Genomic DNA, 19,941 nt, shown 5'->3' on the forward strand with positions numbered 1-19,941 from the left:
CTTGGCACCTGGCAGGGCACTTTTGCCTTACCAGTCACGACCGTTGTCGAGGAGGGCGAGCAGCCGCTCCCAGTGGCGCTGCGATCCGGCGGCGTCGAAGGCGTCGGTGTCGGCCATGGTGTAGCCGTGGACGGTGCCGGGGTAGATCTCGCAGGTGTAGCCGACGCCGGCCGCGTCGAAGGCCTGGCTGATCTCGGTGATGGCCTCGGGTGTCATGTCCCCCTCGGCGAGTCCGAGGTGGACTTTCGCGGTGAGGGCCGGGATCGCGCGGTGCGGGCTGTCGGGTTCGTCGGTGACCAGAGCGCCCGGGTGGAATCCGGCGACGGCGGCGATCCGGTCGGGGTGGGCGGTCGCGGTGCGCATCGCGAGGACGGCGCCCATGCAGTAGCCGATCACGGCGACCGGTCCGGACCTGACCTCGGGCTGCGCGGTGAGGAAGCCGAGGTAGGCCTCGGCGTCGCTCAGGGCGCGGTCGGGGGTGTGCTCGTTGATGAGCGGCATGATCTGGCCGAAGAGCCCCGACCGGTTCTCGGCGGTGATGTGCTCGGGAAGGTCGAACACCGGTGCCGGGCGGTGCCGGTAGAAGATGTTGGGGACGAGGACGTAATACCCGTGCCCGGCCAGTTCCCGGGCCATGTCCCAGAGGACGGGGCGTGGTCCGAAGGCGTCCGGGTAGAGGAGGACGCCGGGATGCGGGCCGCCGTTGTCGGGGAAGGCGGCGAAGGCGTCGGACTGGCCGTCCGGGGTGGGAATGCTCGGCGTGATGGTGGGAATGACGCTTCTTCCTTTCGTGTCACTGCGACGGCGGGGGCTTCGGCGCGGCGCGGATGTGCGCTCGTTCGCCCTGCCGTCCGATGAGGCTCAAGTACTCGACGGGACCGGCGCCGGTGGCGCCGAACCAGTGCGGGGTGCGGGTGTCGAATTCGGCCGCTTCGCCGGGTTCGAGGACGAGGTCGTGGTCCCCGAGGACCAGCCGCAGGGTGCCATTGAGAACGTAGACCCAGTCGTATCCCTCGTGGGTGCGCAGGTCCGGCTCGGCGTTGTCGTCTCCACGCGGGAGGACGAACTTGTAGGCCTGGATGCCGCCGGGTCTTCGGGTCAGCGGCAGGATGGTCGATCCGTCGGCGCAGGCGATCGGGCGCAGGTTGATCCGTGGGTTGCCGGTCGGCGGCGCGTCGACGAGCTCGTCGAGGGTGAGGCCGTGGGCGCGGGCGAGCGGCAGGAGCTGCTCCAGGGTGGGGCGCCGCAATCCGGCTTCGAGCCGGGACAGCGTGCTGGTCGAGATGCCGGTCTCCTCGGCGAGGTCGGCCAGGGTGATGTCCTGACGTTGCCGGAGTTGCTTCAGCCTCGGCCCGACGGCGTCGAGCGTGCGGCCCAGTGCCTCGTCCATGCCACCAATTTGCCATTCGGCAACAAATTTTGCCATCTCGCCCTCGCGGTGGTCATGATCGCCGGAGACGAACGAGAGGATCGAGATGACGCACGGGTTCGACAAGGAGTACTGGGAGGAGCACTGGCGGAAGAGTGGTGCGGGGAGCCCGCCGAATCCGTATCTCGCCCGTGAGCTCGGAGAGCTGGAACCGGGAACGGCGCTGGACGCGGGGTGTGGCGAGGGCGCCGAGGCGATCTGGCTCGCCTCGCGGGGGTGGCAGGTGACCGCAGCCGACATCTCGTCCGGGGTACTGGCCCGCGCCACCGGGCGTGATGGGGCCGAGCGTGTTCGCTGGGTCGAGGCGGACCTCGGAAGCTGGACCCCGGAAACGCGGTTCGACCTGGTCACGACGCATTACGCGCATCCGGCGATGCCGCAACTGGAGTTCTACGACCGGATCGCGGGCTGGGTGGCGCCCGGCGGCACGCTGCTGATCGTCGGGCACCTCCACACTCAGCACGGTCATGGCCACGGGCACCATTCGCCCGCCGAAGCCTCGGTCACCGCCGCGGCCATCACGTCGCGGCTGGACGAGGCGGTCTGGGAAGTCGTCACCGCCGAGGAGTGCCGTCGGATCCACGGCGATCGGCAGGTTCCCCTGGAGGATGTCGTCGTGCGCGCCACCCGGCGCCCGTAGCCGGTCGACGCGGGTCAGCCGAGCCGCAAGCGGTCGGCCAGGCCTGCGGCGGTGAACGCGGCGACGACGTCATCACGGCCTTCGGTGAAGTGCTCCCAGCTGTCCATGTGCACGGGAACGACCGTGCGGGCGCCGAGGATCCGGGTGGCCTCCGCGGCGAGCGCGCTGTCGAGGACGAGCAGGGCGCCGTCGAAGACCGGCTTCAGGCGTGGGGCGCCGGCGAAGAGCACGGCGGTGTCGATCGGGCCGAATCGGTCGGCGACCTGCCGGACCGCGTCGAGCGAGGCGTTGTCGCCACTGACGTAGACCCTCGGCAGGCCTTGGCCGGTGAGTACGAAGCCGGTGACGTCGCCGCTGACCTTCTCCGCGCCTTCCGGCCCGTGGAGCGCGGGCGCGGCGGTCACGGTGACCGCTCCCCCGTCCGGCCGGGTCAGCTCGATCGTTTCCCAGGTCGCCAGCCCTTTCGCGGTGCCGCCCAGCCGGCCCGCGCCGCTGGGCGTGGTGAGGGTCAGCGGGATGTCGGCCAGCAGTTTCCGCCCGGAGTGGTCGAGGTTGTCGGGGTGTTCGTCGTGGGAGAGCAGGACGGCGTCGACGCGGCCGAGGTCCGCGGGGGCGATCGAGGCGGGTGCCGTCTTGGTCAGGCCCGGTCTCCCGTCGGGCCGGCCGTAGTAGCCGGGTTCGTCGAAGGTCGGGTCGGTCAGGAGCCGCAGTCCGCCGTAGTCGATCAGCGCGGTCGGCCCGCCGAAGACCTGGACGGAGAGCTGGTCACTGATCTTGTTCATCGTTCACCTCACGGATAGGTAGTCTCTCTTCCGTGAGCAACGTTAGCGAGTTCTCACGGAAGAGTGCAATGGTTTCCGTGAGGCTTTCTCATGGTTGAACTCGGCGCCTACCATGAGAACGTGGACGACACCGATCTTGACGCCGCTACCCTGCCGCCCGCGCCGGGGGCCGGGGAGTACGTCGCGCTGGCGCTCGCCAACACCACGATCGCGCTGCCCGGCGGCCAGTTCACCGATCTGCTCGGCACCCCGGCGGCCGCGACGGACTGGCTGGTCGCTCAGGGGCTCGCCCCGGTCGACGCCGGTCTGCAGGAGATGTGCGCGGGGCTGGTCCGGTCGCTGCGAGAGCAGGTGCGGGTGCTGCTCGCGTCGAGGTCGTGCTCGGATCCGGCTCCGCAGAGCGCTCTCAACGCCGTCAACGAGGCGTTGAGCAAGGCGCCCACCGCGGAACTGCTGCGCTGGGACCCGGTCCGGGGGCTGTACCGGACAGCGTCGCATCCGATCACCCAGATCGTCGAGCACGCGCTGGCGACGCTGGCCGCGAACGCCGCGGATCTGCTCACCGGGCCGGACGCCGAGCGCATCGCTGCCTGCGGATCCCCGCCGTGCACCCGGTTCTTCCTGCGCAACGGGCGACGTCAGTGGTGTTCGGTGCGCTGCGGTGACCGCGCCCGTGCCGCCCGCGCCTACGCCAAGCGCTCCCAGCCCGCCGGGGCGGCTCAGCGGTAGGACGCGAAGCGTTCCAGCAGTGCCTTAGGGGCGTCGTCGGCGAAGCAGAGGTCGAGGTTCTCGGCGGATTCGGCCGCCGACGCTTCACTGCGCGGGAACAGCGCCTGCTCGTACACGGCGAGCGCGGCTTCGACATCGCCGGGATGGGCGGCGAGGGCCAGGCCGAGTTCGGCGCCGTCGAACATGGCGAGGTTGGCGCCCTCGCCGGCGAAGGGTGACATCAGGTGGGCGGCGTCCCCGAGCAGGGTGATGCCGGGGACGCGGTCCCAGCGGTGACCGACCGGCAGCGCGTGGATGGGCCGCGGGACCAGCTCGCTGTCCGCGTCGGTGATCAGGGCGCGCAGGCCCGCGTCCCAGCCGTCGAAATGGCGCAGTACGGCGGTTTTCGCGGCGGCGGTGTCGGCGAAGTCGATCGTGGAGATCCAGTCCTCGGCGGTCTTCAGCGCGATGTAGACGTGGAGGCTGCCGGTGATGTCGTGGTGCGCCAGGAAGCCTTTGGCCGCGCCGAGCGCGAAGAACATGCCGCCTCCGATGAGTGCGGCGCTCGCGGGATGGCGGCGTTCGGCGTCGTGCAAGTGCACCTCGACGAAGGAGATCCCCTCGTAGGCTGGCCGGGCGCCGGAGACCAGGGGCCGGACCTTGGACCACGCGCCGTCGGCGCCGATCAGCAGGTCCGTGGTGAACGCCGTGCCGTCGGCCAGGGTGACCTCGTGCCGTCCGCCGCCGAGCGAGCGCGTGCCGGTGACCTTGGCGCCCCAGCGCACGGCGCCTTCGGGCAGCGAACCGAGCAGCAGGTCCCGCAAGTCACCTCGGGCGACTTCCGGACGCCCGCCGTCGCCATCGTCGGCTTCCTCGAAATGCACGACACCGTGCTGGTCGAGGACGCGCATGGCCTCGCCGCCGGGGTGTACGAGCGCGCGGAACTCGTCGTGGAGCCCGGCGGCCCGGAGTGCTTCCTGGCCGGTGTCTTCGTGGATGTCGAGCATGCCGCCCTGTGTCCGCGCGGACGGTGACGCGTCGAGGTCGAACACGGCGGCTTCGACGCCGTTGACGTGCAGGACGCGGGCCAGGGTGAGTCCGCTGAGGCCGGCGCCGATGATCGCGATGGGGTGGTGTGTGGTCATGTCGGGTTCCTTTCGGGTGGTACGGCGGTGTCCGCGATACCGGTGATCAGCACCTGCAGTCCCCAGGACATCCGCTGCGCGGGCCGTCCGGTGAGCAGGTCGGCCGCGTGAGCGGCGATCTGCGGATGGGTCGTCTCGTCGGCGTCGCGGACGGCGCGGGCCAGCGCGTCCCAGTCCTCCGGTGATTCCTGGTCGGCGTGCTCGGCGGCGGTCGCCGTCGCGTGCTGCAGGAGGATGTCGATCCCCCACGCACGCCGTTCGGGTGGCACGCCGCCCTCGGCGAGGAGGGTGAGCAGGGTTTCGCACAGCGCGAGGTAGTTCTCGCCACTGGGCCGGGCGACGAGCGCGGACAGGGCGAGGCCGGGGTACTCCAGCAGCATCGAGGTGTAGGCCGTGAGCAGCCGTTCGATCCGGTCACGCCAGCCGCCCTCGGACGACGGCGGGGAGATCGTGCCGAGGAGCTCGTCCAGGATCGCGGCGTGCAGCTCGGCGGTGTTGCGGACGTAGACGTAGAGCGAGGCCGCGCCGGTGTCGAGTTCCTGCGCCAGGCGGCGCATCGTGACCTTCGGCAAGCCTTCCTCGCGCAGAATCCCGACAGCGGCGGCGACGATGCCGTCTCGGGTCAGCGCGGGTTTGGCCGGTCGTTCCCGGCGGCTCTTCTCGGGTGCCATGCGTTCAGCTTAACGAACATGTTCGTTCCGAACAAGTTCGTAGCGAACATGTTCGACGCAGGTCACAGAGAGCGGGACTACTTCCAATGGGGGTTTGTCCGTGCACTGCGGACTGAAATGACAAAGGCAGAGAGATCGGTACTCCCTGCCACTTCTAACGTATAACGCACCTGGGGGCTTGCGGCAAGACCCCGGCCGTGCCGCAGAATCTCCCGCCGTGAAACACGAGCTCGACACACGGGGGAACTCCTTGATCGACGTGATCATCGCCGGCGGCGGACCGACCGGCATGATGCTGGGCGCCGAACTGCGGCTGCACGGTATCCGCGTGGTCGTCCTGGAGAAGGACCTGGAGCAGTCCAAGGTCGTCCGCTCCATGGGCCTGCACGCGCGCAGCATCGAAGTGATGGACCAGCGAGGCCTGCTGGAGCGCTTCCTCGAACACGGGACGAAGTACCCGGTCGGCGGCTCCTTCGCGGGCATCATCAAACCGCCGCCGTCGCTGGACAGCGCCCACGCCTACATTCTCGGCATCCCCCAGACCGTCACCGATCGCCTGCTGATCGAGCACGCCGCCGAGGTGGGCGTCGAGATCCGGCGTGGCAGGGAAGTGACCGGGCTCAGCCAGGACGACGACGGGGTGGACGTCGAACTGGCCGACGGGACGAAACTGCGCTCGCGCTACCTCATCGGCTGCGACGGCGGCCGCAGCACGGTCCGGAAACTCCTCGGGATCGGCTTCCCCGGCGAACCCGCCACGGCCGAGACACTGCTCGGCGAGATGGAGCTGACCGAGGACTGGGAAACGGTCCTCGCCGTGATGACCGAGGTCCGCAAGACCCAGCTGCGGTTCGGCCTCTCCCCCATCGGCGACGGGGTGTACCGGGTCGGCGTGCCCGCCGAAGGGCTGGCCGAAGACCCCCGGGTCCCGCCGACCTTCGAAGAGATCAAACGGCAGCTCAAAGCCGTCGCCGGGAGCGACTTCGGTGTGCACTCGCCGCGCTGGCTCTCCCGCTTCGGCGATGCCACCCGGCTGGCCGAGCGCTACCGCGTCGGCCGCGCGTTCCTGGCAGGCGACGCGGCGCACATCCACCCGCCCGTCGGCGGGCAGGGCCTCAACCTCGGCGTCCAGGACGCCTTCAACCTCGGCTGGAAACTGGCCGCCGCGGTCACCGGATGGGCACCGCCGGACCTGCTCGACACCTATCAGACCGAACGGCATCCGGTCGCCGCCGCCGTCCTGGACAACACCCGCGCCCAGATGCAGCTGATGTCGCTGGACCCGGGCTCCCAGGCGGTCCGGCGGCTGCTGGCGGAACTGATGGAGTTCGAGGAGGTGAGCCGCTATCTGACCGAGAAGATCACCGCGACCGGGATCCGCTACGACTTCGGCGACGGGCACGAGCTGCTCGGCCGCCGTATGCGGGACCTCGAACTCAAGCAAGGCCACCTCTACGGGCTGACACGCGGCGGCCGAGGCCTGCTGCTCGACCAGACCGGCGGGCTTTCGGCGCGAGGCTGGACGGACCGCGTCGACCACATCGTCGACGTCAGCGAGGAGCTGGACGTCCCGGCGGTCCTGCTACGACCCGACGGCCACGTCGCGTGGGCCGGAGAGGACCAGGAACAGCTGTCCGCCGCGCTGCGCCGCTGGTTCGGAGAGGGCCAAGTGCTCTAGCGCATCGGAGCCACCGGCTATTGGCTGGTGGCGTTCCACACCACTTTCCACGACAGGAGTTGATGACCATGGCCGGAAGGGTCGTGCACTTCGAGATCCCCTTCGAGGACGGCGAACGCGCACGCGGCTTCTACCGTGAGGTCTTCGGCTGGAAGACCGACATCCCGCCGGGGATGGACTACACGATGGTGTTTTCGGGGCCGACCGTCGAGACCGGCATGCCCACGGAGCCGGGTTTCATCAACGGCGGGATGATGGACAAGAAGTCCAGCCCCGCGCCGGGCCCGGTCCTCGTGATCGAGGTCGACAGCATCGACGACACGCTCGCGGTCATCGAGAAGCAGGGCGGTTCGACCCTCGTCGGGCGGACCGCGGTCGGCGACATGGGCTTCTCCGCCTACTTCAAGGATCCCGAAGGCAACGTCAACGGCATCTGGGAGACGGCGAGCCAGGGCTGACACCTTCCCAGGGTCCGTGACCGCGCCGGTCACGGACCCTGCGGTCCCCGGTAGGGCAACGTCTGGTTGTAGACGATGTTGGTGTTCGTGCTCCCGAACAGCGCTAGCTCGTTGACGATCTCCTCCAGCCGCCCCATCGACGGCGCCGCGATCTTCAGCGCGTAGCAGTCGTCACCGGTCGTCCGGAGACATTCGAGGATCTCGGTCCGCTCGGCCAGGAGTTTGTACAACGGCGCGTGCTTGCTGCCCGGGTACTTCAGCCGCACCACCGCGAGCACGACGTAGCCGGCCTTCTCCAGATCGATCTCGGCGCGGTAGCCGGTGATCACCCCGGCCGACTCCAGCCGTTTGACCCGTTCCGTCGTCGCCGACGCGCTCAGGCTGACCCGCTTGCCCAGCTCGGTGAGCGGCAGCCGCCCGTCCTTCTGGAGTTCGACCAGGATCGCCCAGTCCGTCGCGTCGAGAGTCTCGGCCATCGGGCCAGATTACCGGCAGATCCACGGCGCGAAGGCCCTTATGCCGGGAAAGATCCCTTCCCGGTTTTCGGCCGCGCCGATAGCCTTGACCTGTGCGAATAGGTGTAAACGTCCCGAATTTCGGACCGGGGACCGACCCCGGGATCCTCCGCGGCTGGGCCACCACGGTCGAAGGCCTCGGCTACGACCTGCTCATGGTGTCCGACCACGTCGCCATCACCCCCGACGTCGCCGAGCAGTACCCGGCGCCGTTCTACGAACCGTTCACGACCCTGTCGTGGCTCGCCGGTGTGACGAGCCGGATCCGGCTGGGCACCACCGTGCTCATCGTCCCGTACCGGCATCCCCTGCTGATCGCCCGCATGGCCGCGAACCTCAACCAGCTCAGCGGCGGACGGCTCGTGCTCGGCGTCGCGTCCGGCTGGGCCCGCCAGGAGTTCGAGGCGCTCGACGTCCCGTTCGAGAAACGCGGCCGGCTGACCGACGACCACCTCGACGCCGTCCGGAAGGCCTGGGCGGACGACGCCGACTACCGCGCGGGCGACATCCCGATCTGGGTCGGCGGCAACAGCGACGCCGGCATCCGCCGCGCCGTCCGCGTCGGCGACGCCTGGCACCCGCTGCGCGCCACCCTCCCCTGGCTCACCGAGGCGCTCACCAGGGTCAAGACCATCGCCGACGCCCACGATCGGCCAGTCCCCGCCTTCACCCCGCGGATCCTGCTGAACGTCACCGCGAGCCCGATCACCGGACCCGAGCGCCTCGCCGGGGAGGGCACGATCGAGCAGATCGTCGACGACCTCGACCGGCTTCGCCACCTCGGCGCCGAAACGGTCGTGCTCGACCCGTTCTCCGGTGATCCCGAAGAGACCCTGCGGCCGGAAGCCGCGTGGCAGGCTTTGGCGACCGTCGCCGCCCACTGGGAATTGGGCCGATACCGAACCGAACAGGACTGACCATGACCGAAGAAGACGAGAAGTTCCTCCGCCGCGCCATCGAACTCGCCGCGAAGTCCCGCGCCGACGGCGACCCGCCCTTCGGCTCGCTGCTCGTCGGCCCCGACGGCACGGTGCTGGCCGAGGACCACAACACCACGGTGTCGCAATCGGACATCAGCCTGCACCCGGAACTGAAGCTCGCCGTGTGGGCCGCGCGCGAACTGGAGCCCGCCGCCGCGGCGGAGACGACGATGTACACCAGCTGCCAGCCGTGCGGGATGTGCCAGGGTGCCATCGAACGTTCCGGGCTGGGACGGGTCGTGTTCGCCCTTTCCGGTGAACAAGTCAACGCCCTGAAGCCGCCCGCGACCGGCCCAGGCGTACGGCTGGAGGGCCCCGCGTTGTACGACGAGGCCCGCGTCCCCGTCGCCGGGTACTACACCTGAGCCCCGGCGAAACGGAATTCCGGTGGGGCCAGAATCGGCCCCATCGCCGGATTTTCTTTCCGCAGCTCGATTTCCGCGGCCGGTAATTCACTCCAGCATTCCAGTACGCGCGCGGTCGCCTGATTCACGAAACGCGAACCGACACAGGCGGCCGCGCCGAAACCATAGGGAAGATACACCGCCTTGTACCCCTCGGGCGGGTTTTCCCAGCGTTCCGGCCGGTACTCGTCGGCGACAACGCCACCCCGCCGATCTCGATCGCGACATTGTCCATCGACCCGACCGCGTCGTGGACGGCCTTCTGAAACCCGGTGTCACCGTCCCTGTCGGACGCCCAGCGGTACAGCGCGGCCTCCGCCCGGCTGTGCGCGATCCGGCGGCGCAAATTGACGACCGCGGACCGGTCCCGGTCACGCCGGTTCGACAAGGACCACCGGCGGTTTCCCGGTCCGGTCCCACGGGCGATCCCGAGATCGCCGCTGCAACCGGAAACACTCAGGATCAGAAATCCATTTGCGATCCTGTCAATAGCGGAACGAGACGGAATCCGGACAACCGGCGTCGCCGACACGCGGATCTCGTTGTGGCTAGGATGGTCACGATGTCCGCCGAACTCGAGCTGTCGAAGATCCGGCTGCCGGAGACCAGGGCCGAGAACCGGCGACAGGTCCTCGCCGAAGCCGTCGCGCTGCTGCCCGCGCTCCCGCCCGCCGACCCGCTCGACCGGTACGCGATCCGGCACATCACCACGCTCTGGCTCGAGACCGACAAGACCGATCACACCCGCCGCGCCTACTACGCCGACCTCGCCGCGTGGCTCGGCTGGTGCGCCCGCACCGGACTCGACCCGCTCCAGGCCCGCCGCGCCGACGTCGACGCCTGGAAGAACACCCTCACCGTCACCGGCAAGGACGGACTGCCGCGGCCCGCCGCCGACTCCACCGTCGCGCGCACCCTCGCCGGCATCTCCAGCTGGTACCGGTACCTGCAGTCCAACGACATCGCCGACCGCAATCCCGTCTCCGCCGTCAACCGGCCCAAGACCGGCAAGACCCCGCCACTGCCCGCGCTCGGCGGCGAGTCGACCGCGAAACTGCTGAACCACATGGAGAACCGCGCCCGCGCCAACGACACCGAGGCGTCCTGGCGCGACGCCGCCGTCGTCGCGATCCTCTTCTACACCGGCCTGCGCGTCTCCGGGCTGACCACCGCCGCCGTGAGCGACCTCGACACCGACTCCGGGCACACGATCCTGCGCTACACCGCCAAAGGCGGCCACCGCGACTTCGTCCCCCTCGTCCCCGCCGCCCAGCACCCCCTGCGCCGCTACCTCGACCTGCGCGCCGACCGCACCGGCGTCCGCCCCGACGAACTCACCGGCCCGCTCCTCGCGACCATGCCCCACCGCTACGACACCACCAAATCCGGCGGGAAGCCGCTGGCACAACGGGACGTCTGGTTCCTCCTGCGGGCACAGGCCCGCGCCGCCGGACTCGCCGAGGCGAACACCATCTCCCCGCACACCGCGCGGCGCACCACCGGAACCCTGCTGCTGGCCAACGACGTCCCGGTGCAGAAGGTCCAGGACCTCCTCGGCCACGCCGACATCCGCACCACCCGCGACCGTTACGACGCCCACCGCCACAAGCTGGAAACCTCTCCAGTGCACGCGCTTGCGCAACTGCTCGCCGACGCGCGTCACCGTCAGAGCTGAGCCTGCCCCAGCTGGGACCTCGTCGCCCCGATCACGACGCCGTCGACCCGCGCGAGCCAGCTCCCGCACAGACAGCGGACATACTCCAGCCTCCCCTGCGAGACCTGCTGGGACTTCGTCGCGCTTCCAGGCAGTTCCGCCAGCGGCCACGTACACCGCGGGCACACGTTCGATTCCATACCCCGATCGTGCTGTAATGGGTTAATGCACTTCAACCCTTACGGAGGAGCGGCCGCCCAGATCGCCGCCGACCTGATCAATCTCGGCGACACCGCCGGTCCCGCCACCCTGACCGCGATCTTCCAAGACCGCATGACCGTCCCCGCCGTCCAAGACCACGAAGCGACCGAGATCGTCGCCTGGACCAGCAGACTCCGGCACGTCTTCGAAGCGGACCCCGCCGCACGCGTCGACCTCGTCAACGCGCTCCTCCACGACTCCGCGTCCAAGCCCTACATCTCCACCCACGACGGCAAAGCACCCCACCTGCACTACGTCGACGCCCACGCCGGCACCGTCCCCCGGGTCCGCGCCTACACCGCGGGCGGACTCGCACACCTCGTCTGCGACGCCTCGGACCGCTTCGGCGTCTGCTCACGCGAAGGCTGCGAAACGGTGTACGTCGACGTCTCCCGCAACGGACGCCGCCGGTTCTGCTCCACCCGCTGCGCAACCCGTGTCCACGTCGCCGACCACCGCAACCGCCAAGCGTCCTAGATCGCGTACCGCCACGCCGTCAGGGCATGAGCCGAGAACCACGCGCCCAGGACCACCCACGCCACCGCAGCGGCCACCGCCGTCGCCGTCCGCCGCTTCGACAACCCGATCGCGATCGGGATCAGCACCGGGAACGCGGGCAGGATGAACCGGATCTTCGCGTCCGGCAGCCCCCGCGTGCCGATCGCCAGCAACAGCACCCCGACGCCGTACAGCGTCAACGGCCACGGCACCCGCACGAACACCGCCACGACGGCCAACGCCACCGCACCCAGCAGCAGCAACACCGTCAGCGTGCTGAACACCGACTCATCGCCGACCAACCGCGTCAGCACCGAATTCGCGGTCTCCGCCCCGAAGTCGAACTCGGTGTTCCAACCCCGCAACTCGATGTCCTGCCAGCCGGTCAAACTCCCCGTCCGCAGCGCGACGAACCCCAGGTACCCCACCACCCCGAGTGGCGCGATCACCGCACCGGCCAACGCCCACCAGCGCTTCTCGGCACGCCGGAAGACCGCGATCAACGCCGCGACGACCACCACCGCGACCAACACCACCGCCGTCGACCTCGACAACCCCGCCCCGAAAGCGCACAACCCGGCCAGCAACCAACGCCGCTCCAGCACCCCCACCAGCGCCCACACCGCGAACGCGCAGAACACCGCCTCCGTGTAAGCCATCGAGAACACGATCGCCATCGGCGCCCCGGCCCACAACGTCACCAGCAGCAACCCGGTCCGGTCACCCCGATCCGGCGACACCGCGCGCCCGATCCGGATCAACCCGCACGCCAGTACCAGACCACCCAGCACCGACACCGCCAGCGCCGCCGTCACGACGTCCGGCCCGAGCCACATCACCGCGCCGACGAGCTTCGGATACAACGGGAAGAACGCCATCGGCGCATCCGAATACGGCTGCCTCGCCGCGTCCAAAGTCCCCGGCAGGTCGGCGTACCCGTGCACCGCCAGCCGCAGATACCACTGCCCGTCCCACGCGGTCAGCCGATCGGTCAACGTCGCACCACGCCGGGCGGCCAGCAGATCGAGCAACTGGACACTCGCCGTACGGATCACCAGGTACAGCAAGATCGCTCTCGGATACGGCGACCGCGCCAGCCTGTCGAGGACTCTCTCGAACACGCGCGCCGAACGCCCCTGCCGGGGCACACTCTCGGTAACGGCGGGCTGATCAAGGTCATCGACTTCACGGAGCACGCTCAGAGTGTCCACAATACGAGGTCATCTCGCCGTTCGATCGCGAAGATTCGCAGGCCGAAGCACGTGGGAAAGCCCACAAACCGGGCTTGTGACCCCAACTCCGCCCCAGCCGAACTGCATGAAGGCCCCCTTCCTTGCGCCTATCGCAAGCAACGGGGCCTTCATGCGGTGGTTAACGCCGTCGGCGCCTCCGCATCCTGAAGGCCACCACGCCCGCCACGGCGAGGACAGCCACGGTCAGCCACACCGCGGTCGGCACTCCGAACAACAGGCCAGTGGCACCCAGCAGGGATCCGATCAACATGGGTGATTGCTCCTTCAATGGTCGCTATCGCGACGGCGTAACCGTTGATGACGACGCTACGAACACCACCCGGGTGTGTCGTCGGTTCGCGGGAGGAACCGCGGTGGAGCTTTCCCGGACAGGTATCCACCCCGATCTCCACCTCCAGTACCAGGACACCCTGTCCGGAATCCGGCTAGCGTCACCGCCGATCGCCTCAGGGACGACACAGGATCAGGGAGGGTGCGATGGCGAGCATGCATGCGGCAATGCACCAGGACGGTGACCGATGACCGACGTCCTGATCGCGGGTGCCGGACCCACCGGGCTCACGCTGGCCATCGAGCTGGCCCGCCGGGGCGTCGACGTGCGCATCGTCGACCGAGCCGGCGAGCACTTCCCCGGCTCGCGCGGCAAGGGGCTCACCGCACGCACCCAGGAGGTGCTGGACGACCTCGGTGTCGCCGACGAAGTGCTGCACTACGGGTTCCGGCACCTGCCACACCGGCGGTACCTCGACGGCGACCTGGTGGCCGAGACCGACCCGCACGCCCAGCGGGCACCCACACCGGATCGGCCTTACGACGGCGGGCTGCTGATCCCGCAGTGGCGGATCGAACAGATCCTGCGCGCGCGGCTCGCCGAGGACGGCGTGCGGGTGGAACTGGCCGCAGGCCTCGCCGAGTTCGGCCAGTCCGCGCACGGTGTGCATGCGGTGCTGGACACCGGCGAGCGGGTGGCTGCGCGCCTCCTGGTCGGCTGCGACGGCGGCCGCAGCACCGTGCGCAAGGCACTCGGCGTGCGCTTCGAGGGCGAGAGCGGGGAGCAGGCCATGCTGCTCGGAGACGTCGAGCTCAGCGGGCTCGAACCGGACGCCTGGTACCAGTGGACCGTCCGCGGACGCGGGTTCCTGGCCCTGTGCCCGTTCCGCCACGAACGGTCCTGGCAACTGCAGGCCGTACCGTTCAGCGACTTCGGCGCGGAGGGCAGCCTCCCCGAACCCTCGCTGCCGTACTTCCGGCGGATCGTGGACGATCTCGCCGGCGGGCACGGCATCCGGCTCTCGAAGGCAAGCTGGCTGTCCACGTACCGGGTGAACGTGCGGATGGCCGACCGGTTCAGGGTGGACCGGGTCTTGCTGGCAGGCGACGCGGCGCACGTGCATCCGCCGGCCGGCGGCCTCGGCATGAACACCGGCATCCAGGACGCGTACAACCTCGGCTGGAAGCTCGCCATGGTGTGTTCCGGCGCGCGGCAGTCGCTGCTGGACAGCTACCAGGAGGAGCGGCTCCCGGTCGCCTCGTGGACGCTCGGCGTGAGTGCCGAAGGGCTGCGCAGGGTCGCGGATCGGTTCGTCAACGGTGGCAGCACGGACATCGCGGACGGCGCGCCCCCGGACGGCCAGCAGCTCGGGCTCGGCTACCCGGCCAGCTCTCTGTCCGTCGACGGCGACGCCGGGAGTGGACCGCGCGCCGGTGATCGTGCGCCCGACGCGCCCTGCGTGGACAGCTCCGGCACGCCACGGCGGCTGTTCGACGCCTTCCGCGGCCCGCATTTCACTCTGCTCGGCTTCGGCGAGTCCTGCGCCGGTCCACTGCAGGACGTCGGCACCGCCCACTGTGGACTCATCAAGCCGGTGTCGGTCGGCGCTCCGGGCAGCGGTGCCGATCTGGTGGACGTCGAGGGGCACGCGCGGACCGCGTACGGCGTCACCGGGGACACCCTCGTCTTGGTGCGGCCTGATGGCTATCTCGCGCTGCGCGCACCCGGCGCGAGCAGGACTGCCGTGCGGGACTACCTGGACCGGGTCGGCATCAGCCGGGGCGCTTGACCGCCGAGACGTGCTCGCACTGATCCTCACCCATGGCCGTCCCGGCAGGGCGGCGACTTCGGTTTGGCCATTTCGAAGGATCGGAGACCGTCCGGAAAAGACAGACGAGTCCGGCGACGAGCGCCGCGATCAAGTACGCGTTGCCGATGATCGCCTCCCCCAGGTTCCAGGAACGTTCGGCGCCCCCGCCACCCGGGACGACCGAGACCGTCCACCCCGTGAACAGGAGGGCGATCACCACCGCTACCCCACGGTGGCCCCTGGCGGCGAGAAAGCCGAGCGCCGGCACCACCCACACCCAATGGTGCGTCCACGAGATCGGACTGAACAGCAGGGAACATCCGGCCGTCACCAGAAGCGCGAGGCGGTCCTCCCCCGCACGGTGGAAACGGTGCACGAGCCACATCGCGAGCGCGGCGCAAACCGCGGTGAACACCACGATCGCCACCGTGGCCACCGTCCCGTCCGGCATCGTCCGTGTGACGAACGCTTGCCATGACTGGTTTCCCACCCAGCCTTTCGTCACGGCGAAATGGGCGTTGCGGATCGCCGAGGTCCAATAGCGCACGGAGTCTCCCGGCAGGACGACCATCGCCAGCGCCGTCGCTCCGGCGAAGGCCGCCAGCGCCCGGACCGCGTCAGCGAACCGCCTCACCACCAGGAGGTGGACGATGAAGATCAACGGGATCAGTTTGACGGCCGCGACGATCCCGATCGCGATTCCGCGCCACCGCGAATCGCGCAGGAGGACCATGTCGGCCACCACTGCGGCCATCAGGACGAGATTCACCTGGCCGAGGCCGATGGTCTGCCACACCGGTTGCATAGCGAAGGCGCCGAGCAGGAGAAGCGGCAGGTGCGCCCGATCGACGAAGGGCCGAAGCGCGATGTAGAGGGAGGGCGCGGCGGCCAGTGCGAGCAGGCCCCAGCACAGCTGGGTCGGGAGCGCGGTCAACGACGTGAAGAGCAACGCGGCGAACGGCGGGTAGGTGAACGGCAGCTCCGGTGCCCAGCCGGGAAGCGCGAGCAGCGGTGAATAGAGGCTTTCCCCACGGACCACGGCGAATCCGCCCGCCCGGTAGACCGACGAATCGATGCCGAGCGGCGTACCCGAAACCCACCAGAGGATCGCGACCAAGGCGAACCCGGCCGTCGCCCCGCCGACGATCATCGACAACTGATTGGCGCGCAGCGCTTTCGTCCACTTCATGGGGAAACGATCTCCGGGAACGGAGCCCGGAACATCGCCCCCGGGACCGGTCTTGGCCGCGATACCCCGGTAGCCGATCCGGGGCGAAACCCCTACCCCGGTATCAGGGTGTGGTGCCCGGCACGACGAGCCCCGCCTCGTACGCGACCATGACCGCTTGCGCGCGATCACGCACCCCGAGCTTCGCGAAAACCCTGCTGACATGGGATTTCGCCGTCTGCTCGGCGATCACCAGCGCATCGGCGATCTCCGTGTTGGACAGACCGCGCGCGATCAGCCGGAGTACCTCGGTCTCGCGGGCGGTCAGCTCGGCCACGAGGGAGTGACCGGCGTGCGCCGACGCGTGGGTGCGGGTGAACTCGCCGATCAGCCGCCTGGTGATCGTGGGCGCGAAGAGCGCGTTGCCCGCGGAGACCACTCGGACCGCGGTGACCAGGTCGTCCAGCGGGGAGTCCTTCAGCAGGAAACCGCTGGCGCCCGCCCGAAGCCCGCCGAACACGTACTCGTCGATGTCGAAGGTGGTGAGGATCAGCACCCGGACCTCCTGCCGCCCGGCGACGATCCGCCGGGTCGCCTCGATCCCGTCGAGTTCGGGCATGCGCACGTCCATCAGGACGATGTCCGGTTCGAGTTCGGCGCACAGCGCGACAGCGGTGTTCCCCTCCGCGGCTTCTCCGACCACCCGCATGTCCGGCTGCGCGTCGAGCACGGCGCGGAAACTCTGCCTGACCATGGTCTGGTCGTCGGCGATGACCACCGAGATCACGGTTCCGGATGCCTTTCGCGATCGAGGGGAACGGTCAGGACGACCAGGAAACCACCGTCGGGCCTCTTCCCGGTCTCAAGATCCGCCGCGAGCATAACGGCCCGTTCCCGCATCCCCACCAAGCCGTGTCCGCCGCCCGCCCGGTCCGTCCTCTTCGGACTCTCACCGAGGCCGTTCTCGATGACCAGCCGGACGGAGTCCCGTCTGGCCGCGAGTTCCACGGAGATCGACGCGCCGGGAGCGTGCTGGATCGCGTTGCTGAGCGCCTCCTGCGCGATCCGGTACACCGACAACGCGATCCCGACCGGGACGGCGTCGAGGTCGCCGCGGAGATCGAGCTCGCACGTCGTGCCGGCGGCTCTGACCCCTTCGACGAGTTCGACCACCCTGGCCAGCCCCGGCTGTGGCGCGACCAGGAGCGCCTGATCCTCGGATCGGAGCACGCCGAGCAGCCTCCGCAGTTCGGTCAGGCCTTCGCGTGCGGTCCCGGCGAGGTCGGCGAACTCCTGCCAGATCTCGACGTCACGGCCGTTCTCGCTCGCATTGGCGAAGCGGAACCGCGCCGAGTCCGCACGCAACGCGAGGACGGACATGTGATGCGCGACGACGTCATGGAGCTCCCGCGCGATGGCGGCGCGCTCCTCCAGAAGGGCCGCCCTGGCCTCTTCGGCGAGCCGGCGTTCCTGCTGCGCCCTGCGTTCTTCTTCGGCGAGCCTGCGCTGGCGGACGGTGTTGCCGAGGAAGAACACTATTCCGCCGAGCATCACGAGCAGTGCCGCGTCGCGCCAGTCCCGCACGAAGGGCGCCGCGGCGGCGAACGAGATCAGCCCCGCCCAAGTCAGTTCCGCCTGGTCGTTGCTCTCCCCCACAAGGTAGAAGACGAGCGCCGCCGTGAGTGCGAGGCCCGGCGCCCAATGCCAACCCCAGGTGCCGGCGATACCTGGCAAGGTCATCGGGGTGGTCACGATCCCGACGATCAGCACGCGCCATCCCCACAACGGCGAGCGCATCGCGAGCAGACTGGGCAGCACGGTGATGATCACGTTGAACGTCTTCGCGGGCGGTGACACCGAAACGGTATGGAACGTGACGAAACCTGACCAGAACGCCCAGCCGACGATCGTGAGCCGACGCAGCCAGCGCAGCCCCGCCGAACGCTTCGGCGGGGCGTCGGTTCCGGTGAACGCCGTGTAGCGCAGGGCATCCCACCACACCCGCAGGCGTTGTCGGTCGATCATCAGGCGTGACTCTACCTTCGGATCGACTACCGGCCCGTGATGAAGACCGGGGTCGGTGAGGCCGGTACGCGCAGGGTTCCGTCACCTGATTCGACCGGCACCTCGACACCGAAGACATCCACCGCTCGGGCGGTGGGATATGCCCATTCCCGCGTGAATTCGACCGCGGAGAACACATCGGTGTCCCAGCCGGCCGCGCGCTCCCAAGCGACCAGCAGTGGGGTGCGACCGGTTCGCGGGATCTCGAACAAGTACAGATCGGGCAGGTCCTCAACGCTGATCCTGTCGACTCGTTCAGCTCCTTCGAGGTGGCGAGCCAGCAGTTCGAACGTGTCGGCCGCCGGATACCGGTGCTCGATCAGGTCGCCGACGCGGTCCATCAGCCTGAGCTTGTCGAACATCAGCGCGCCCGCCACCCGGCTGCCGGAATCCAGTCGCCGTTCGTAGGACAGCGGAAAGGAGAGACTGCGCCGTGCGCCCGCGGACAGCGCCAGGATGGTGCGCATCACCAGGTCCCGGCACGCCAGCCGGTGACGTTTCGCGTCCAGTTCGGCAGGACATCCGGCCATGAACATCTGCAACGTGGGCGGGAGTTCGCCCATTTTGCCGTAGAGCGCGACCATGGCGGGATCTTCCGCGGTCGCCAGGGTCTCCGCGGTGTCGGGCATCTGTACCTGCCCGAGAAACTGTCGCCGATGTACGGCCAGCACCTCGGTCAGATACGGCATGTTGCCGGGAAACTCGGTCGGTAACGGGCCGCCATGTTCGGCTACCACGACAGGTTTCCGGTATCCGTGCGCGGCCATCTGCGTGTAGCAGGCCTCGACGAGCGCAGCGACCAGATAGGGATCGCCGTACGGGTGCACGTCGAAGATGTCGAAAAGCTCCGCGGCACCGTGCAGAACCTGACCGAAGAAGGCCGACCAGGTCTGGGCTCCGGCCGCGCCGTCACCGAGCATCGCTCCCGGCACCGCGCCGCCGAGGACCACCAGCGCATCAGGGGCGGCCCGTTTCACCGCGTCGCGAAAGAGCTTCAGGTGCGCCAGGTATTCCTCGGCGGTGCCATCCCAGAACAGGGGCAGGCACGGCTCGATCTCGCACTGCCAGAACCGAATCCTGCCTGCCGCGCGCTCCGCGAGCGCGTGCACGAACCATCCGTACCGGTCCGCGTCCGCCGCGGGTGAGGCAGGCAACCACCCCGTCGAATGCCGGGTCGCCCACGGTGAGCCGGACACGACCGTCACCCAGGCTTCGACGGCACCATCGAGCTGATCCAGCATCGCGTCCACCGCGTCCCAGACGAACCGTCCAGGCTCCGGCTCCACCTGTGACCAGCAGACGTTCACCCGAACGATGTCCGCCCCCAGCCCGCGAGCCTGCGGCACGAACGTATCGGGCGGACCGAACAGGCCGTACGACACACCTTGGACCACGCCGATCCGGATGTCCGGCAGCAGATCCCCTGCCGACAAGGTGTGGATCATCGGATACCTCCATGCTTGACAACTTTAGGGGACTATTCGTCCCCTATGGCAGTCAAGTTAGCAGCCCTACGCGCTTTAGAGGACGGGGAGTCCCCTAAAATGGCGGG

The 19,941-nt window shown here is 69.2% G+C and carries 23 protein-coding genes; 9 read left to right on the forward strand and 14 right to left on the reverse strand.

Annotated elements, in window-relative coordinates; all coding sequences use genetic code 11:
- Positions 1 to 27: 27 nt before the first annotated feature.
- Both IE302_RS05045 and IE302_RS05050 read right to left on the reverse strand, forming a co-directional pair.
- Positions 28 to 774 (reverse strand): dienelactone hydrolase family protein, encoded by a 747-nt coding sequence (locus IE302_RS05045; protein ID WP_191253118.1) that lies wholly within the window; start codon positions 772 to 774, stop codon positions 28 to 30.
- A gap of 19 nt (positions 775 to 793) precedes the next feature.
- Positions 794 to 1,390, reverse strand: a complete 597-nt coding sequence (locus IE302_RS05050) for a helix-turn-helix domain-containing protein (RefSeq protein WP_191252170.1) — start codon at positions 1,388 to 1,390, stop codon at positions 794 to 796.
- 85 nt (positions 1,391 to 1,475) lie between these two features.
- On the opposite strand from IE302_RS05050, the gene IE302_RS05055 reads away from it, so the two are divergent.
- Positions 1,476 to 2,069, forward strand: coding sequence for a class I SAM-dependent methyltransferase (locus IE302_RS05055; protein WP_191252172.1), 594 nt, complete (start codon positions 1,476 to 1,478; stop codon positions 2,067 to 2,069).
- Between the two features lie 14 nt (positions 2,070 to 2,083).
- On the opposite strand, the gene IE302_RS05060 is transcribed toward IE302_RS05055, so the two are convergent.
- Positions 2,084 to 2,851 (reverse strand): MBL fold metallo-hydrolase, encoded by a 768-nt coding sequence (locus IE302_RS05060; RefSeq protein WP_191252174.1) that lies wholly within the window; start codon positions 2,849 to 2,851, stop codon positions 2,084 to 2,086.
- Between the two features lie 90 nt (positions 2,852 to 2,941).
- On the opposite strand from IE302_RS05060, the gene IE302_RS05065 reads away from it, so the two are divergent.
- Positions 2,942 to 3,580 (forward strand): CGNR zinc finger domain-containing protein, encoded by a 639-nt coding sequence (locus IE302_RS05065; protein ID WP_191252176.1) that lies wholly within the window; start codon positions 2,942 to 2,944, stop codon positions 3,578 to 3,580.
- Here IE302_RS05065 and IE302_RS05070 read toward each other — a convergent pair.
- Both IE302_RS05070 and IE302_RS05075 read right to left on the reverse strand, forming a co-directional pair.
- Entirely contained in the window at positions 3,571 to 4,704 is a 1,134-nt protein-coding gene (locus tag IE302_RS05070; RefSeq protein WP_191252178.1) for an FAD-dependent oxidoreductase, read from the reverse strand. The genes IE302_RS05065 and IE302_RS05070 overlap by 10 nt on opposite strands.
- Complete coding sequence (locus IE302_RS05075) at positions 4,701 to 5,375, reverse strand: TetR/AcrR family transcriptional regulator (protein WP_191252180.1); 675 nt, start codon at positions 5,373 to 5,375, stop codon at positions 4,701 to 4,703. The genes IE302_RS05070 and IE302_RS05075 overlap by 4 nt, the downstream gene beginning before the upstream one ends.
- A 250-nt stretch (positions 5,376 to 5,625) precedes the next feature.
- On the opposite strand from IE302_RS05075, the gene rox reads away from it, so the two are divergent.
- Positions 5,626 to 7,053: a rifampin monooxygenase gene (rox, locus tag IE302_RS05080; protein ID WP_191253120.1), complete on the forward strand. Its 1,428-nt coding sequence runs from the start codon at positions 5,626 to 5,628 to the stop codon at positions 7,051 to 7,053.
- Positions 7,054 to 7,121: 68 nt separating this feature from the next.
- Entirely contained in the window at positions 7,122 to 7,511 is a 390-nt protein-coding gene (locus IE302_RS05085) for a VOC family protein (protein WP_191252182.1), read from the forward strand.
- Positions 7,512 to 7,540: 29 nt separating this feature from the next.
- Here the strand turns inward: IE302_RS05085 and IE302_RS05090 are convergent, their stop codons facing one another.
- A complete protein-coding gene (locus tag IE302_RS05090; RefSeq protein ID WP_191252185.1) occupies positions 7,541 to 7,987 on the reverse strand; it encodes an Lrp/AsnC family transcriptional regulator in 447 nt (148 codons plus the stop codon).
- A 92-nt stretch (positions 7,988 to 8,079) separates the two neighbouring features.
- Between IE302_RS05090 and IE302_RS05095 the strand changes: the two genes are divergently transcribed.
- On the forward strand, positions 8,080 to 8,943 hold the full coding sequence (locus IE302_RS05095; protein WP_191252193.1) for an LLM class flavin-dependent oxidoreductase: 864 nt from the start codon (positions 8,080 to 8,082) through the stop codon (positions 8,941 to 8,943).
- A gap of 2 nt (positions 8,944 to 8,945) precedes the next feature.
- Positions 8,946 to 9,371 (forward strand): nucleoside deaminase, encoded by a 426-nt coding sequence (locus IE302_RS05100; protein ID WP_005151213.1) that lies wholly within the window; start codon positions 8,946 to 8,948, stop codon positions 9,369 to 9,371.
- Here the strand turns inward: IE302_RS05100 and IE302_RS05105 are convergent.
- Positions 9,362 to 9,550, reverse strand: a complete 189-nt coding sequence (locus IE302_RS05105) for a hypothetical protein (protein ID WP_191252195.1) — start codon at positions 9,548 to 9,550, stop codon at positions 9,362 to 9,364. The two genes, IE302_RS05100 and IE302_RS05105, sit on opposite strands and share 10 nt — an antisense overlap.
- 422 nt (positions 9,551 to 9,972) lie before the next feature.
- On the opposite strand from IE302_RS05105, the gene IE302_RS05110 reads away from it, so the two are divergent.
- Complete coding sequence (locus IE302_RS05110) at positions 9,973 to 11,085, forward strand: tyrosine-type recombinase/integrase (protein WP_191252196.1); 1,113 nt, start codon at positions 9,973 to 9,975, stop codon at positions 11,083 to 11,085.
- On the opposite strand, the gene IE302_RS05115 is transcribed toward IE302_RS05110, so the two are convergent.
- On the reverse strand, positions 11,076 to 11,264 hold the full coding sequence (locus IE302_RS05115) for a hypothetical protein (protein ID WP_191252198.1): 189 nt from the start codon (positions 11,262 to 11,264) through the stop codon (positions 11,076 to 11,078). The genes IE302_RS05110 and IE302_RS05115 overlap by 10 nt on opposite strands.
- 25 nt (positions 11,265 to 11,289) lie before the next feature.
- Here IE302_RS05115 and IE302_RS05120 point away from each other — a divergent pair, with 25 nt between their 5' ends.
- On the forward strand, positions 11,290 to 11,802 hold the full coding sequence (locus tag IE302_RS05120; RefSeq protein WP_191252200.1) for a CGNR zinc finger domain-containing protein: 513 nt from the start codon (positions 11,290 to 11,292) through the stop codon (positions 11,800 to 11,802).
- Here IE302_RS05120 and IE302_RS05125 read toward each other — a convergent pair.
- Together IE302_RS05125 and IE302_RS43040 are read right to left on the reverse strand one after the other, a co-directional pair.
- Entirely contained in the window at positions 11,799 to 12,944 is a 1,146-nt protein-coding gene (locus IE302_RS05125; protein ID WP_229907602.1) for a putative hexosyltransferase, read from the reverse strand. The two genes, IE302_RS05120 and IE302_RS05125, sit on opposite strands and share 4 nt — an antisense overlap.
- A 250-nt stretch (positions 12,945 to 13,194) precedes the next feature.
- Positions 13,195 to 13,326: a hypothetical protein gene (locus tag IE302_RS43040; protein WP_268246729.1), complete on the reverse strand. Its 132-nt coding sequence runs from the start codon at positions 13,324 to 13,326 to the stop codon at positions 13,195 to 13,197.
- Positions 13,327 to 13,594: 268 nt separating this feature from the next.
- On the opposite strand from IE302_RS43040, the gene IE302_RS05130 reads away from it, so the two are divergent.
- Positions 13,595 to 15,136 carry an FAD-dependent oxidoreductase gene (locus IE302_RS05130; RefSeq protein ID WP_191252203.1) on the forward strand — a complete coding sequence of 514 codons (1,542 nt, stop codon included), beginning with the start codon at positions 13,595 to 13,597 and terminating at the stop codon, positions 15,134 to 15,136.
- On the opposite strand, the gene IE302_RS05135 is transcribed toward IE302_RS05130, so the two are convergent.
- The 4 genes from IE302_RS05135 to IE302_RS05150 all read right to left on the reverse strand — a co-directional run bounded on the left by IE302_RS05135 (position 15,120) and on the right by IE302_RS05150 (position 19,834).
- Positions 15,120 to 16,346 (reverse strand): glycosyltransferase 87 family protein, encoded by a 1,227-nt coding sequence (locus tag IE302_RS05135; RefSeq protein WP_191252205.1) that lies wholly within the window; start codon positions 16,344 to 16,346, stop codon positions 15,120 to 15,122. The two genes, IE302_RS05130 and IE302_RS05135, sit on opposite strands and share 17 nt — an antisense overlap.
- A 103-nt stretch (positions 16,347 to 16,449) precedes the next feature.
- A complete protein-coding gene (locus IE302_RS05140) occupies positions 16,450 to 17,112 on the reverse strand; it encodes a response regulator (protein WP_191252207.1) in 663 nt (220 codons plus the stop codon).
- Complete coding sequence (locus tag IE302_RS05145; RefSeq protein ID WP_191252208.1) at positions 17,109 to 18,350, reverse strand: sensor histidine kinase; 1,242 nt, start codon at positions 18,348 to 18,350, stop codon at positions 17,109 to 17,111. The genes IE302_RS05140 and IE302_RS05145 overlap by 4 nt, the downstream gene beginning before the upstream one ends.
- A 26-nt stretch (positions 18,351 to 18,376) precedes the next feature.
- Positions 18,377 to 19,834: a glycoside hydrolase family 5 protein gene (locus IE302_RS05150; protein WP_191252210.1), complete on the reverse strand. Its 1,458-nt coding sequence runs from the start codon at positions 19,832 to 19,834 to the stop codon at positions 18,377 to 18,379.
- Positions 19,835 to 19,941 lie beyond the last annotated feature (107 nt).

It is taken from the genome of Amycolatopsis oliviviridis (genome assembly GCF_014654365.1).
GTDB lineage: Bacteria > Actinomycetota > Actinomycetes > Mycobacteriales > Pseudonocardiaceae > Amycolatopsis > Amycolatopsis oliviviridis.

Coding starts and splice junctions, on each gene's coding strand:
- IE302_RS05050 (WP_191252170.1), bottom strand. CDS start 1,390: ATGGACGAGGCACTGGGCCGCACGCTCGACGCCGTCGGGCCGAGGCTG.
- IE302_RS05065 (WP_191252176.1), top strand. CDS start 2,942: ATGGTTGAACTCGGCGCCTACCATGAGAACGTGGACGACACCGATCTT.
- IE302_RS05060 (WP_191252174.1), bottom strand. CDS start 2,851: ATGAACAAGATCAGTGACCAGCTCTCCGTCCAGGTCTTCGGCGGGCCG.
- IE302_RS05115 (WP_191252198.1), bottom strand. CDS start 11,264: ATGGAATCGAACGTGTGCCCGCGGTGTACGTGGCCGCTGGCGGAACTG.
- IE302_RS05090 (WP_191252185.1), bottom strand. CDS start 7,987: ATGGCCGAGACTCTCGACGCGACGGACTGGGCGATCCTGGTCGAACTC.
- IE302_RS05150 (WP_191252210.1), bottom strand. CDS start 19,834: ATGATCCACACCTTGTCGGCAGGGGATCTGCTGCCGGACATCCGGATC.
- IE302_RS05085 (WP_191252182.1), top strand. CDS start 7,122: ATGGCCGGAAGGGTCGTGCACTTCGAGATCCCCTTCGAGGACGGCGAA.
- IE302_RS05135 (WP_191252205.1), bottom strand. CDS start 16,346: ATGAAGTGGACGAAAGCGCTGCGCGCCAATCAGTTGTCGATGATCGTC.
- IE302_RS05070 (WP_191252178.1), bottom strand. CDS start 4,704: ATGACCACACACCACCCCATCGCGATCATCGGCGCCGGCCTCAGCGGA.
- IE302_RS05120 (WP_191252200.1), top strand. CDS start 11,290: ATGCACTTCAACCCTTACGGAGGAGCGGCCGCCCAGATCGCCGCCGAC.
- IE302_RS05145 (WP_191252208.1), bottom strand. CDS start 18,350: ATGATCGACCGACAACGCCTGCGGGTGTGGTGGGATGCCCTGCGCTAC.
- IE302_RS05130 (WP_191252203.1), top strand. CDS start 13,595: ATGACCGACGTCCTGATCGCGGGTGCCGGACCCACCGGGCTCACGCTG.
- IE302_RS43040 (WP_268246729.1), bottom strand. CDS start 13,326: ATGTTGATCGGATCCCTGCTGGGTGCCACTGGCCTGTTGTTCGGAGTG.
- IE302_RS05075 (WP_191252180.1), bottom strand. CDS start 5,375: ATGGCACCCGAGAAGAGCCGCCGGGAACGACCGGCCAAACCCGCGCTG.
- IE302_RS05055 (WP_191252172.1), top strand. CDS start 1,476: ATGACGCACGGGTTCGACAAGGAGTACTGGGAGGAGCACTGGCGGAAG.
- IE302_RS05100 (WP_005151213.1), top strand. CDS start 8,946: ATGACCGAAGAAGACGAGAAGTTCCTCCGCCGCGCCATCGAACTCGCC.
- IE302_RS05110 (WP_191252196.1), top strand. CDS start 9,973: ATGTCCGCCGAACTCGAGCTGTCGAAGATCCGGCTGCCGGAGACCAGG.